Source organism: Nocardia rhizosphaerae (assembly GCF_042650365.1).
In the GTDB taxonomy this organism is placed as follows: domain Bacteria; phylum Actinomycetota; class Actinomycetes; order Mycobacteriales; family Mycobacteriaceae; genus Nocardia; species Nocardia rhizosphaerae.
Genome location: NZ_JBHSBA010000003.1, coordinates 1,437,321 through 1,449,008, shown reverse-complemented (window position 1 = coordinate 1,449,008; position 11,688 = coordinate 1,437,321). Strand labels below are relative to the sequence as shown.

The 11,688-nt window shown below is 67.8% G+C and carries 18 protein-coding genes; all 18 read right to left on the bottom strand.

The features are described from left to right. Positions 1-5 precede the first annotated feature (5 nt). A complete protein-coding gene (locus ACFOW8_RS08365) occupies positions 6-305 on the bottom strand; it encodes a hypothetical protein (RefSeq protein WP_378547847.1) in 300 nt (99 codons plus the stop codon). Positions 306-415: 110 nt separating this feature from the next. After that, a complete protein-coding gene (locus ACFOW8_RS08360; protein ID WP_378547845.1) occupies positions 416-1,009 on the bottom strand; it encodes a phage tail tube protein in 594 nt (197 codons plus the stop codon). Positions 1,010-1,072: 63 nt separating this feature from the next. Beyond that, positions 1,073-1,474 (bottom strand): hypothetical protein, encoded by a 402-nt coding sequence (locus ACFOW8_RS08355; protein ID WP_378547842.1) that lies wholly within the window; start codon positions 1,472-1,474, stop codon positions 1,073-1,075. Then, positions 1,471-1,725, bottom strand: coding sequence for a hypothetical protein (locus ACFOW8_RS08350; RefSeq protein ID WP_378547839.1), 255 nt, complete (start codon positions 1,723-1,725; stop codon positions 1,471-1,473). Before ACFOW8_RS08350 ends, ACFOW8_RS08355 begins: the two co-directional genes overlap by 4 nt. 1 nt (position 1,726) lies before the next feature. Continuing rightward, positions 1,727-1,966 carry a hypothetical protein gene (locus tag ACFOW8_RS08345; protein WP_378547837.1) on the bottom strand — a complete coding sequence of 80 codons (240 nt, stop codon included), beginning with the start codon at positions 1,964-1,966 and terminating at the stop codon, positions 1,727-1,729. A 116-nt stretch (positions 1,967-2,082) separates the two neighbouring features. Then, positions 2,083-2,469, bottom strand: a complete 387-nt coding sequence (locus ACFOW8_RS08340; RefSeq protein ID WP_378547834.1) for a hypothetical protein — start codon at positions 2,467-2,469, stop codon at positions 2,083-2,085. A gap of 99 nt (positions 2,470-2,568) precedes the next feature. Next, the gene (locus ACFOW8_RS08335) at positions 2,569-3,480 is read right to left on the bottom strand and encodes a phage major capsid protein (RefSeq protein WP_378547831.1); all 912 of its coding nucleotides are present in this window, start codon (positions 3,478-3,480) and stop codon (positions 2,569-2,571) included. Positions 3,481-3,536: 56 nt separating this feature from the next. Further along, the gene (locus ACFOW8_RS08330) at positions 3,537-4,079 is read right to left on the bottom strand and encodes a hypothetical protein (protein WP_378547828.1); all 543 of its coding nucleotides are present in this window, start codon (positions 4,077-4,079) and stop codon (positions 3,537-3,539) included. A 106-nt stretch (positions 4,080-4,185) separates the two neighbouring features. Further along, positions 4,186-5,370 (bottom strand): VG15 protein, encoded by a 1,185-nt coding sequence (locus ACFOW8_RS08325; RefSeq protein WP_378547825.1) that lies wholly within the window; start codon positions 5,368-5,370, stop codon positions 4,186-4,188. Then, positions 5,354-6,751: a phage portal protein gene (locus ACFOW8_RS08320; protein ID WP_378547822.1), complete on the bottom strand. Its 1,398-nt coding sequence runs from the start codon at positions 6,749-6,751 to the stop codon at positions 5,354-5,356. The genes ACFOW8_RS08325 and ACFOW8_RS08320 overlap by 17 nt, the downstream gene beginning before the upstream one ends. A gap of 10 nt (positions 6,752-6,761) precedes the next feature. Continuing rightward, a complete protein-coding gene (locus ACFOW8_RS08315; protein ID WP_378547819.1) occupies positions 6,762-8,033 on the bottom strand; it encodes a terminase in 1,272 nt (423 codons plus the stop codon). Positions 8,034-8,166: 133 nt separating this feature from the next. Then, entirely contained in the window at positions 8,167-8,460 is a 294-nt protein-coding gene (locus tag ACFOW8_RS08310; protein WP_378547816.1) for a hypothetical protein, read from the bottom strand. Positions 8,461-8,627: 167 nt separating this feature from the next. Then, complete coding sequence (locus ACFOW8_RS08305; protein ID WP_378547813.1) at positions 8,628-9,017, bottom strand: HNH endonuclease; 390 nt, start codon at positions 9,015-9,017, stop codon at positions 8,628-8,630. After that, positions 8,929-9,192 carry a hypothetical protein gene (locus tag ACFOW8_RS08300; protein WP_378547810.1) on the bottom strand — a complete coding sequence of 88 codons (264 nt, stop codon included), beginning with the start codon at positions 9,190-9,192 and terminating at the stop codon, positions 8,929-8,931. The genes ACFOW8_RS08305 and ACFOW8_RS08300 overlap by 89 nt, the downstream gene beginning before the upstream one ends. Beyond that, positions 9,189-9,812 (bottom strand): hypothetical protein, encoded by a 624-nt coding sequence (locus ACFOW8_RS08295; protein WP_378547807.1) that lies wholly within the window; start codon positions 9,810-9,812, stop codon positions 9,189-9,191. Before ACFOW8_RS08295 ends, ACFOW8_RS08300 begins: the two co-directional genes overlap by 4 nt. Then, entirely contained in the window at positions 9,809-10,480 is a 672-nt protein-coding gene (locus ACFOW8_RS08290) for a glycosyltransferase family 2 protein (protein WP_378547804.1), read from the bottom strand. The genes ACFOW8_RS08295 and ACFOW8_RS08290 overlap by 4 nt, the downstream gene beginning before the upstream one ends. 1 nt (position 10,481) lies before the next feature. Further along, positions 10,482-11,156 (bottom strand): class I SAM-dependent methyltransferase, encoded by a 675-nt coding sequence (locus ACFOW8_RS08285; protein ID WP_378547801.1) that lies wholly within the window; start codon positions 11,154-11,156, stop codon positions 10,482-10,484. After that, a complete protein-coding gene (locus ACFOW8_RS08280) occupies positions 11,125-11,628 on the bottom strand; it encodes a phosphotransferase (protein ID WP_378547798.1) in 504 nt (167 codons plus the stop codon). The genes ACFOW8_RS08285 and ACFOW8_RS08280 overlap by 32 nt, the downstream gene beginning before the upstream one ends. Between the last annotated feature and the right edge of the window lie 60 nt (positions 11,629-11,688).

Here is an 11,688-nt window from a genome sequence, read left to right as displayed (position 1 = left end):
CAGGCTCAGGATTCCCCCAGCGACACCCCGCTGTGTTCGCGCCAGGAGTCGGTGAACTCGGCGAACTCGTCAGGGTCGAGGTCGTCGATCGCGGCGAGCTGCTCTTCGTTGAGATGCATTTCGAGGAGCATGAAGAACTGGTCCAGCTCGCTGCGGCCACGGATCTTCCGCATCAGCCCCGGTTTCAAGTACGACAGGGACGGCAGGGTGATTTCGACGTCGCGGATGGTGGTGACCCAGCTCTCGGTCACTCGTTCTGGCTTCTGATTCTTGACTGCACGCACGGGTGCACGCTTGGCGGTCATCGCGCAGACCTCTTTCTCGTTGGGCGCAGGCACGTTCGAGGACCCGTAGGCCCCGGCGGTGGCGGGCGGGCCTGCGCGGTAGGTGGACCCGCCACCGACCGGGATCAGGGTTACGACGCGGACTCGAAGACGCCGTCGTCGTAGTAGCGGTAAGCCTTGATGCCGGCGTCGTCCTTGAACGCCTCGACGACGATCTGGAACCCCGCGAGCTCGCCCGCGACGAAGGATCGCTCGGTGGTCTCGGACAACTTGGCGTTCGGCAGGACGATCCGCAGCTTCTTCTCGGCGGTCTTCATGTCGAAGATCCACACCGCATTCGGCAGGACGGAGCCGGTTTCCTGGACGGTGATGAGCTTCCCTGTCGACGGCGTCGCCGGGGTCACTGTGAGGTTCTCGGCACCGAACACGGCCGCCAGAACGTCCTCGTCCCATGCCCCATACAGGGTCAGCGAGAACCGCACCGAGTGCTCGGTCTGCAGCTGGGCGATGATGTCGGCGTTCCAATCTCGAATCGCGTTCACCGTTCGCTCGCCCTGCGGCTCGAGACCGTCCTCGGAGACGTAGCCGAGCGGCTTGATGAGAGGATCGATGACCGCGGCCGCCGTGGTGGGCACCGGAGTGCCGAGCGGACCGGTCAGAACTCCGCCCGTGACAGCGATGTTCGGCGTACCCGATCCGATGAAATCAGTGGATGGCAGTGCCATTTCCGTGTTCTCCCTTCGGGATTGCGCAGGCCCGGAGAGTGGTATGAAGTTGTCGACCCGAAGTCAGGCCAAGGCCGCTCCCCGCTGCCACACCTCGACAGTGAGCAGGTAGCGCGGAGCGTTCGTATCGGGATCCGGCGAGAAAGCCAGTCCGACGTCGCGGGTGCGATCGATCCACACCTCGCCCACATACCCGGGCGCGGCCGCGCGCAGCAGCGCGCGGACGATGGCCGCGAGACTGCCTGCGTCGGCACCCGATTCGGCCACCACTTCGACCACGAGCCGGGGGCCGTCGGTCGCCAGGTTTCGCTGGCCGCCTCCGGGGCGGGTCACCAGCACGTAGCTCGGCGGCCTGCCGGTGCGGGGCACAGCGTTGCGGACCGGGACGATGATGCCGCGCATGGGCAGCGCGGCAGTCAGGTGATCGGCGACCGCGACCTCGATCTGAGCGAAGATCGCGGTCACTGGCCGTGAGCTTTCATCGCGTCGATCACCGGGCCGACCAGGGTGTGGTCGCGGGCGTTGCGACGCCGCGCCCGCAGAGTCGCGGCGATCACCGCGGCCCTGGCACGGTTCCGGCCGGTGTTGGCGCGTGCGACGAACCCGTCACCGCCCTCCCGGGCACCGACTTTCGCGAAGTCGTGGAGCATCTGTTTCGTCTCCTCAAGGGTGCGGATCTCCCGGAAGGCGGCGAAGCGCCACTGGATAGGAGTCATGTCAGCCCTCGATTCTCTGCAGAAGCACGACGGTGCCGGGTTTCCAGCCGTGGAATCCCCACCGGTAGTCCTCGATTCCGATGACCTCGCACTGCCCGTCGGGCAGGTCGATGAGGTCGCCGACAGCGGGGGTCCAGTCCGGTGGCGCGTACAGCTCCACGGTGGTCTCGGTGCGGTCGTGGCCGACGTGCTGGCGACCATCTCGTGCACCGGATCCCGACTTGGCGGTCCACCCGATCACGGCTGTGGGGGTGCCCGGCTGCTCCCGTGGGGGTGTGTAGGCGGGCGCCTCCCGAAACCGATCCGGGCCGTCCGAGTTTCGGATGTGCCATCCCACGGTGTGCGGTGTCGGAAAGGTCACGTGATGTACCGATCGGAGGTGAGTGCTACCGACGCCATCCCGTTCCCACACCGGTACGGGAGCAGCCTGGTCTTCAGCTTCGCGGTGAGCCACGGCCCGTTGGTCGTGGCGCCCACGTCCAAGCCGACGTTGTACACACCAGCCCCGAGCGACGTCGCACCCTCAGGAACTGGCGCCGCTTTCCGCGTGATCAGGTCGGCCACCATCTCCGCCGTCACCCGCGTGATCGCGCCTGGTACCGGATCCGGGATCGGGCACGGATATAGATGCCCGACTACGAGATCGCTGGCCGCCTCGAGCTGGCCGTCCACCCGGCTTTCCTCGTCCGAAGTCAGATCCCGGCCGAGTACGTCCTCGACGTCCTCCTGCGTTGCGAGCGCCACGTCCACCTCCTCGGTCCAGTTGGGTCACCCGACGACCGGGGTGGCCGGCAAGGTCCCAGGTCGGGCCCCGATGACCACCCCGGTCACGACGTGCCGGTACTAGCTGGTGACGTCCGGAGTGACCACGCCGACAGGGGTCTTGTCCGCGCCCTGCGACGTCGCGGCAGTGCCGAGAACGTAGGCGAATCGCGCCTTGAACCGCAGCGCGACCATGTCGCGCTCGGCCAGGTTGATGCCGCCGACGGTGGCCTGGTCCAGGAACTTGACGGTGATGTCCTGGCGGATGCCGATCCGAACTCGCGAGGAGTCGATCACGAACGCCACCGCCGAATCCCGATCCCATGCGCCGTTCTCGTTGAAGTACGTGCGGAAGCCCGCGAAGCTCTCGTCGCGGAAGATCGGCTGGCCGTTGGCGTCACGCAGGTTGGCCACCTTGTAGCGCATCGACAGCGCCGACACCAAGGTGTTGGGCGCCCAACCCGCGTCGGCGATCAGCTCCGCAACCTGGTTCACCGAGCCCGGGATGTCGTCGACATTGGCCGGGCCGTCCACGACGGCCCTGGCCTGGCTGGCCGCGATGGCCGCCTGCAGCAACGCGGGAGACACCCAGGACGACGGCTTGTCGACGCCGAAGAACACGGCCTGGTCGAGTTTCTTGCCGATCGCCTGACCGCCCAGCTCGGCGGTCTCGGTCAGCAGATCCTCGGTCGCGTCGTCGACGACGTTCTCGTGCACGGGCACGATCACGGCCACTTCCTCGGCGACGAGGGTGCGGTCAGCCCAGGTGATCTGCGAGGTGGGCTTCACGCCCTCCGGGTCGGTGGCGGACTCGCCGACCCATTCTGCCTCGGGCAGGGTCGCCAGGACCGGCAGGTGGGTGAGCTTGGTTCCCATGTTGGTAGTGGGGAACGCCATGAGTGCGGTCGAACCCTTCTTGGCCGCACTGAGCAAGGTGGGGGCGTACGCCTCCTGGATGAGGGTTGCCACCTCGGCGCGCGAGATATCCGCCATCAGCGGAGCTCCTTTCTGGATCGCCCGCCGAGGCGTAGTCCTGGCGGGTGTGTGGGTCAGCCCCCGTTGCGCATGCGTCGCAACGCCGCGGCAGCGGCCTCTCGCGGATTCGCGGAGGTATCACCGCTGCTGGACGCTCCGGACTTCAGTCCGGTGACCGGGGGCTTGCGGGGCTTCGAGTCGCGCTGTTGCGCCACCTCGGTGAGGTAGGCGTCGGCGTCGGCCTCGAGTTCTTCTTTCGTGCTGCCGGACAGGCGATTCGCGGGCACGCCCTTGACACGGGCGACCTCGGCCTTGGTGGCCACGAGCGTCGCTTTGGCGACTTCGGCGTCCTTGTCGGCGAGCTGCTGCTGCAGCGCGGCGATCTGGTCGGTCAGCTTCTGAGCTTCGGACTTGTCACGGTCCTCGAATTCCTGCACCTTCGCGGCCAGGGTGTCGCTCAGCTCCTTGGACTCCCTGAGCTGCCGTTCGAGCTGCTGGCGGGATTCGCGTTCCTTGCGGATCGCGGCCTTGCCGGCGTCTCCGAGTTCCGACGTCGCGTCGGTTTCGGCAGCCTCGGTCTCCACGGAATCGGTTGTGTTGGCTTCGGTCTCAGGCATCGCGCCATCGGCCCTTCTGGGTGTAGGACGGCGTCGCGCCGTCCGAGGGTGGACCTGCTGGGCGTCGCGCCCAGCAGGTGAAACCCGGCCGGATCGACCGGGTGGATCAGTGGCGGGATCCGCCGTTGTCGACCTCGAGCCGCCGCATCTCGGCGAGGATCGCCCGGGTGTTGAAGGCATTGCCGACGATGTCGACGGCCAGGTAGTACTGGTCGGTCCACTCGGCCACGTAGTCGGGCTGCTCGTAGGTGTCACCCGCTCGCACGGGGACCGGCACGCAACTGCAGTCGTCGTGATAGCTCTCGCCTGCCGCGCGGGATCCGCGGATGCGGCCTGAAGCGCCGACCTCGGATGCGGTCTCGCGGGTGCGGTAGGCGGGGCCGCGCGTGGCGAGCATCCGGCAGAACGCGCAAGCGTCGGCCTGGGCATGCCGCAGCCATCGCGTGCCCTCGACGGTCGCGTTGTGGGTGATCGTGTTCCGGGCTGCCGAGGTCACGTATCGCTGTGTCGTCCCTGCGAGCCTGGAGATCACGCGCGCTTGCTGCTCGGTCGCCTCCGCGGGGATCACGCGCGCGCGCGAGGGCGCGGGCTCACGTGCGGGCGAAGGCTGCGGACCGGCCTCGTCGCGGGGTGGTGGGGCGCTTTCAGGGGTGGCGGTAGGCCGCGGCGGTTCCGTCGCTCCTACGACACGAGCTCGAGGTGCTCCCTCGCTGGGCGCTGTGATTCGTGCGCGCGGCGGTTCGGTTGGTCGAGTATCGGACTCTTCCTCGTCGCGCTGTTCCGCAACGACCTCCGTCGCGGTTTCAACGGGCTCACTGGCGGGCCTGTCCCGGAGACGTGCGACCTCGGTGCGGAGGTCGTCCTCGTCCATTTCCTCGACGTCCAGCGCCGAGGTCTCGCGGGGTTCGGGGGCTGGAGCGGGCGGTTGGATCGCCCACCGTACCGACGTTTCTACCTGCTCGCGAGGCGGCAGTTCCGGCAGCTCCGGCTGGAAGTCGCGGGCATCCAGTAGTGCCTGCCGGCTCGTCGGTCCCACGATCGGAGCTGGCGCACTCGGTTGCGGCTGCGGGGCGACGGGACGATCCCGCGCCAGGCCGCGATACCAGTCTGCGGCGAGTACCGCCGAGGCCTCCATGAACTGCTCGAGGATCGGCGGCACGGCGTCCACCAGGGACTGCTCATCGTCTTCCCCGGTCAGGAGCATGGCCAGTGCTGCCACCTCGGCTACCGCCAGCGCTGACAGCTCCTCGACGTCGGCTTGATGCTGCTCAATCTCAGCCTGCGACGGCATCCGGCACCTGGCGTCCCGCCGCGCGTTCCCGCAGCATCGCCGTCAGCTCTGCGGCCCGCTGACGCTGCATTGCTTCCTGGATGGCGCGGATCTGCTGCTGCGTCATCCCCGGCACCATCGGGAGCAGTGCCTCGATCGGGACGTCGACCTGAGCCAGCTTCACGATCCCGTCCACCACCTGCGAGAAGCTGCGCGGTTCGGTGTCGCGCCAGACCACCTCGGCGGCTTCATCCACCGCGGTCTCGGAGTCGCCGTCCATTTCGGCATCGAGCCGGAACAGTTGCTCCCACGATTCGCCGAACGACTCGCGCTTGTCGATGATCTTCTCGTTCTCGTCCTTGCTGGCCATCGCGATCGACTCGGCGGCGAGGTTGACCATTTTCCCGTTCTTCGCCGGGGAAAGGCCGGCGCGCTCATACATCGAGGCCTTCATCGAGTCCAGCAGCTCCGTGTAACCCGTTACCGAGGCCGCGTCCAGCGTGTACGCCTTCACGTCGGGGTCCTCGAATGCCCACACCCGCTTCGCCGAGGACGCCAGCGCGGTCCCGCCGGTTCCGGACCAGCCTGAGATCACCTTCTGTGGCTGGGCGCCGAAGCGCGACACGATGAGCCGATCGAAGTTGACGTTGTTGATCGCCTGCTGATCGAGAATCAGAGGCGCGACCTCCCCGACGATCTGATCGTCGGCGTCCCGATCGTTGACGAACCGCACCACTGGGCACACCGGCTCGCCGTCGTACTTCGCGCCATGACGGTACGGCTCGCTGAAGTCGTGTGGAGAGATCGGCTGGGATCGGTTCGGGTCCTTCTCCTCCTGCGGGATGTCGCCGAGGTCGAACGGGTACACCCATTCGTCGTCGATCAGGTGCCCCACGCGACGCTTCTTGGCGCCGGTCTTGTCGATCCAGGTCTCCAGCGCGTATTCCGGCCACGCATCCAAGCTCGGGTCGGCGTAGACGGCCAGCAGCTGGCGGGGAGACCGCGGGGCCCAGATCGGCCTACCACCCTCCGGCCGAAGCACGCGCACATAGCTGGCGCCATAGGTGACGGCAGGCTTGTGGACTTCTTTCTGGCGTGCGTCCATCCGGTTGCGCTGCCACGACGTCCACGCCGGATCGTTCTCGCGCGCCGTCGAGCGTCGAAACCCCACCACCGACAGGTTCCGTGTCCACGTATCACGCACTCCTGCCAGCACATTCAGCACTGACAGCTTGGCGATGTCCTTGACCTCATCGCCGGCGTCCTCCGGTACGGCCGGTATACCGCGCAGGCCCTTGGTGTAGTCGTAGATCCGGTCCAGCCATGCCCGCTCCTGCATGTGCAGCTGCCACATGTCCGCGATCAGCGATCGGAGGTCGTCTTCGTCCATCGGCTCGGCCATCTCACCTCCGTCACAGGAACGCGGCACCGCCGCGGTGGGCATGCTTCGTCGTTTCCGCGCCGTACAGCCCCCACGTCATGGCGACGATCGGCGCGATATTCAGGGCTTCATCAGTCGTGTCCCAGCCCAGCCCGCCGGACTTGCCAATCGGCCGCCGCGGCGCCACCTTCAATGCATCGGTGACCGATCCCTGCCCGCCGTGGGTGAACAGGCCCGGCCGAACCTTGGGAATGAGCAGGCCGTAGGCCTTCGCCGCATCCAGCATCGACGCTTGCTTGACGTTCAGCTTCCGGGAACGCAGCAGCGGAACCAGCGCGACAGCAGGCGATTCCGAGCCGACCGTGATCGGAGTGCGCCGCAGCGACCGTGAAATCACCCACGTCGCTGCGGCGTCCAGATCCCATCCGGCCCACACTTCCTCGCAGTGCGCGGCATCTCCGTCCACCCAGCAGGCATTGACTGAGATCTCCCCCGCCGGGGACATGTCGATCCCGAGCGCGTTCGGGCGCGTGCCGTCGGCCGGCCCGATGTCGACCAGGTCGTTCCACGTCGACATCCTCACCGCGGGCTGGTGTTTGAGGATCTCGTCCCAGATGCCGAGCGCCTCACGTCGCCAGCTGTCGTCGTTCTTGAGCTTCTTGCGCAGCCGCAGCATCGCGCGCTCGCTGGTGCGCCGCGGGAAGCTGGGGTTCGCCTTGCGCCACTGCTCGCGGTCCATCGGGTCGCCGTCGCGGTCCGCCGACATCTCGATGTACAGCGTGCCGTCGGACTCGCCGTCGAGCGCTTCCTGCCGGGTGACCTGGAAGTACTCGCCCTTGTCCTGCGGCCTGGGCGGGGTGCCCATCACGAAGCACAACGGATTGTCCGCGACGTTCTGCGCGGCGCCCATGTTCTCCAGCGCCTGCAGCGACAGGTGCTGCCCCTCGTCGAAGACGAGCACGTCGACGTCGGTGCGGCCGCGGCCGAAGCCGGAGTCTCGGGCGCCGAACTCGATCTTGCTGCCGTTGGTGAAGACGATCGCCTCGTCGCCCTTGCCCTGCGGCGTCTTCGCGATGTGCGGCTTCACCTGCGGCCGCTGGGACATGTCGTAGAACTGCTCGAACGTCTCCAGCGCAGTGTCTTTCACCTGCGCCGTCCAGATCACCCGTAGGCCGGGCTTCATCAGGCACAGCGCGAAGATGATGCAGCCGATCAGGTACGTCTTGCCCACCTGGCGCGGGATGCTGATGACGATCGTGTCCGAGGCGTACTCGCCGTCGACGCGCAACGACAGAATCAGCATCGCCGCGCCGTCCTGCCATCCGTCGAAGTCCCAGCCCAGGCGCCGACACGTGCGCCGCACCGAAGGCCACTCACTGCCGACGATCCCGACCGGCGCGACTACGTGACGCGCGACAGCCGACAGCGGCCGGCGGTCAGTAGCCGGTTCCGTCCCAGGCTTCGACTTCAAGTTCTGCCACCACCGAGTCGTCGGCCGACTGCGTCGCGCGGCGCGCCTGCTCCTCGGCGATTAGCTTGTTCAGCTTGTTCAGCTCGTTGCTGTACTGCGGGCGCGTGTTCTCCGAAGCGTTGGTCAGCGACTCGGCGATGATGCGGCGCTGGGCCAGCATGATCTCCAGGATGTCGCCGGTCTCCACAGCCTCGAGAAGCGTGGCGGGCTCGGGCTTGCGCTCCTCGTCGGCGACCACCCGCAGGGCCTTGCGTGCCATGCGATCACCTCCAGGCGGTGCTCGGCGCCCCGGGGGGGCGGGGGGATGGTCGGGGGGAGGAATCGCCTATGCCGAAGGAGGCGGCTGCCCAACGGGGGAGTCCCTCCCCCGGGTGTTCGACCCAGAGGCAGGTCAGCCCTGGGCAGTTGGGCATCGTCGTCGGTCGGCTACCAGGTGCGTGTGGTGACGAACTGGCGTGGCACCGGCCTGGTCTTGGTCTGGTCGGGGTGTTTAGCGGCTTTGCGTTCGTTGCACACCCGGTGCGCCGGCTGTTTGTTGTCGAGCTCGTCTGTGCCCCCGAGGGCGAGGGGGATGATGTGGTCGACGACGAAGCTCATCGGATGTGGTGAGCGGAGGTTGTAGTCGATGTCTGCGTCGCAGAGGGCGCACGGTGGGCGTAGGCGGCGGATCGCTGCTCTATGTCGGTCTCGGGTGGTGGTGGAGCGCTGCGAGGTCGACACAGGCCGTCTAGATCGAGGTCCGGACCTCGGATGCTCGGCTTGGGGTCGGCGGGGTGGTGTTGGTGGCGAGGCGGACGTATGCGACACGTCGAGCATCGATGTGCAGCACCGTCTTCAATGCCCCGTCCACGTGCGCGTGGAATCGGTAGGCCGGGAGTTCGGGATCGTCGGGGTAGTCGACCTGACTGGCCTCGATCGTGAACGCGCCCTGGATGCCTTCGCCCCTGATCCAGCAGATCTCGTAGACGTCGGTGGTGTCGGGTTCGGTCACAGCTTCACCGCTTTCTCGATCCAGTGGTCTCGGGTGCCTGTGCACCAGGCGATGCGCGGGCCGGCGGGTTGGCCCGTGTGGTCGATGAGGGTTGGCCCGTCGGCGTGGTCGACGAGCGATGGGAAGGTGTAGGCGACGACGTGGCCTCGCATGAGACACCAGGCGGACAGGCGTTCGTCGATCGGAAGGTGGCTTCCGTGAGCGAAATCGAGCCAGTCGTCGCGCAGTTCGGCACGGATGACTACCGCAACTCCGTGGAGTAGGTGGGTAGTGGTGAGCCAGCAGGCTTTCGCGTTGTTGGCGGCACGGATAGCGGGCGGGATGCGCTCTTGCCATCTTCTGGGCCTGGTTCGCCCCAGGTAGAACGACACCACGTCTGCTGGTGCGACACGGAGCGCCGCTTCGGCTTGGTCGTTGAAGTCGTCGACGGGCAGCGCGTCGTCTTCGGCGACACCGGCCCACTCGGAGCTCGGCGAACTGGTAGCGGCCCAGCCCTTCAAATGGTTTGCGGCGGCGCCGCGGCTCCCGTCGTCGAGGGTGATGACAGCGTCGAGCGTACGCGCGAGATCGGTTACAGCGGCCAGGCGCTGCTCGTGGCCGACGACAGCCCAGGCGATCACGCCAGCTCCCAGCTTCGGCAGGCGTGCTTCCACTGGCGTACCGCCTGCCGCCGATCCTCAGCGGTGAGCTGGTGGGAGAACGAATCGTCGTGCTGCCGGTAGACGAACCCGGGGCGCGTAGTGCCGGCGAATCGAGCGCCGAGGTGCGCGAACCCCACCCACAGGACGGAGTCGACCCAGTCGTTGGCGGTGTGGAACGGGCGTCGCTCCCACAAGCTGCGCCGGAACGGGCTGCAGGAGAACGCGCCGTGCCCGCGGGCAAGGATGCGTTCGCGGGACACGTCAGGGAAGCACACCGGGCGGCCGTCGCGTATCGCGCCGAGCGACACCACATCGGCCTGGCCGGTCAGCTCGGCGACGTCGGCGAGCGCGTGCGGCAGGAGGGTGTCGTCGGCGTCGAGGTGCATGACCCACTCGGTGCGTGTGGCCGCCACGGCCGTGTTGCGAGCCGCGCCCATGCCCGCATACTCGCCGGTGACCACATCGCATGGAACGTCAGTCGCGCGAAGGATTTCCGTGGCGTGGGCCACGGTATCGGGGTCGTCGACTCCGAGGTCGGCGATCACTGCTTGCGTCGGCCGCTGGGTCTGTCCGGCGATCGACTCGGCCCAGTCGGTGAGGTACCGGCCGTAGGCGCCCCAGCAAGTCGTGACGACCGCTGTGCTCATCTCAGTCTTCGGTCTTCGGGGTCCGGCGGCGGCGGGGCCGCTTCGTCGGCTCGACGATCGGCTCCGGCTCGCCGACGTTCACCACCGGCTCGGACTCGGGCATTTCGCCGCCCCGGTCGAACACTTCGGCCGGCGGCCGGTTGTCGATCACCCAGAGCGGCCGGTCGAATCGGGCGTCGTGGCCGGGGGTGGTGGTGAGCACCTTCCCGCCGAGGCCTTCGACGGCGGCGGCGATCTTGGCGGAGTCGCCGTGTGCGCGGGCCTTCGGCAGTCGCTCGCTCGGGTGCGCGGTCTCGACGAACAGCAGGGGCGCGATCGTGGTGAGCGCATCGAGGTAGTCCGGCCAATCGGGCAGGTGGTGGAGCACCGACAGGCACAGTGCCACATCGCAGGGGCCGAGATCGAGCAGCTCGGCCGCGGACAGTCGCCGGTTGATGGGGACCACCTTCGGCCCGCCGGTCAGGTGCTCGCTGTCGTCGACCGCGGTACAGGTGGCGTTGCGCTCGTCTGCGAGGCGTGCGGAGAAGTAGCCGCCGTAGGCGCCGAAGTCGAGGACGGTGAAGTCGCGAGCATCGTCGAGGTATTCGGCGATGGCGGTGTAGCGTCCGGCGGCGTCGCGGCGGCCGGTGCCGACCTCGCGGCCGTCAACCCAACGCGGCTGATACAGGTGGGACATCGCACCCCCAACGGGATCGAATGGACATTCGGTGAGCGGCGCCCCACCACATGCGGTAGCCGGTGCCGAGGTCGGTGTGGATCTTGGGGACCGGGACGCCGGAGGCTTCGGGGCCGTGTAGGTCGTAGGAGGGAGCATCGGCGGAGGTGGCTGTCTCCCAGTCGATCAGCCGCGGGCCGTCACCGGTGAGCACCACATTCCCCACGTGGACGTCGCGGTGGTGAACGCCTGCCGCTTCGAGCCTGCGAAGCAGCTCGGCCAGCTCCCCTGCCGGTCGATCCTCGCGGTGGTCGGCGGCCGATCGGTGGCGAGCGATGACCAGCACTCCCCTATCCAGATCGGCATCGAGCAGTTCTGGCGTGGCCCAGGGGACGCGCCGGTACCAGTCGACCTCAGCGCGCGCTTGCGCCAGATCGGAGTACGTCTTGGTGACCGCGGACCGGTCGACTGTGATCAATGCGCGGCGGCTCACGGCCACCGGCTCCAGCCGCCGATGCGGATGAGCAGCTGGACGACGGCATCGATGAGGCGG

Coding starts and splice junctions, on each gene's coding strand:
- ACFOW8_RS08365 (WP_378547847.1), bottom strand. CDS start 305: ATGACCGCCAAGCGTGCACCCGTGCGTGCAGTCAAGAATCAGAAGCCA.
- ACFOW8_RS08360 (WP_378547845.1), bottom strand. CDS start 1,009: ATGGCACTGCCATCCACTGATTTCATCGGATCGGGTACGCCGAACATC.
- ACFOW8_RS08350 (WP_378547839.1), bottom strand. CDS start 1,725: ATGACTCCTATCCAGTGGCGCTTCGCCGCCTTCCGGGAGATCCGCACC.
- ACFOW8_RS08335 (WP_378547831.1), bottom strand. CDS start 3,480: ATGGCGGATATCTCGCGCGCCGAGGTGGCAACCCTCATCCAGGAGGCG.
- ACFOW8_RS08330 (WP_378547828.1), bottom strand. CDS start 4,079: ATGCCTGAGACCGAAGCCAACACAACCGATTCCGTGGAGACCGAGGCT.
- ACFOW8_RS08325 (WP_378547825.1), bottom strand. CDS start 5,370: ATGCCGTCGCAGGCTGAGATTGAGCAGCATCAAGCCGACGTCGAGGAG.
- ACFOW8_RS08320 (WP_378547822.1), bottom strand. CDS start 6,751: ATGGCCGAGCCGATGGACGAAGACGACCTCCGATCGCTGATCGCGGAC.
- ACFOW8_RS08315 (WP_378547819.1), bottom strand. CDS start 8,033: ATGCTGATTCTGTCGTTGCGCGTCGACGGCGAGTACGCCTCGGACACG.
- ACFOW8_RS08310 (WP_378547816.1), bottom strand. CDS start 8,460: ATGGCACGCAAGGCCCTGCGGGTGGTCGCCGACGAGGAGCGCAAGCCC.
- ACFOW8_RS08305 (WP_378547813.1), bottom strand. CDS start 9,017: ATGCTCGACGTGTCGCATACGTCCGCCTCGCCACCAACACCACCCCGC.
- ACFOW8_RS08290 (WP_378547804.1), bottom strand. CDS start 10,480: ATGAGCACAGCGGTCGTCACGACTTGCTGGGGCGCCTACGGCCGGTAC.
- ACFOW8_RS08285 (WP_378547801.1), bottom strand. CDS start 11,156: ATGTCCCACCTGTATCAGCCGCGTTGGGTTGACGGCCGCGAGGTCGGC.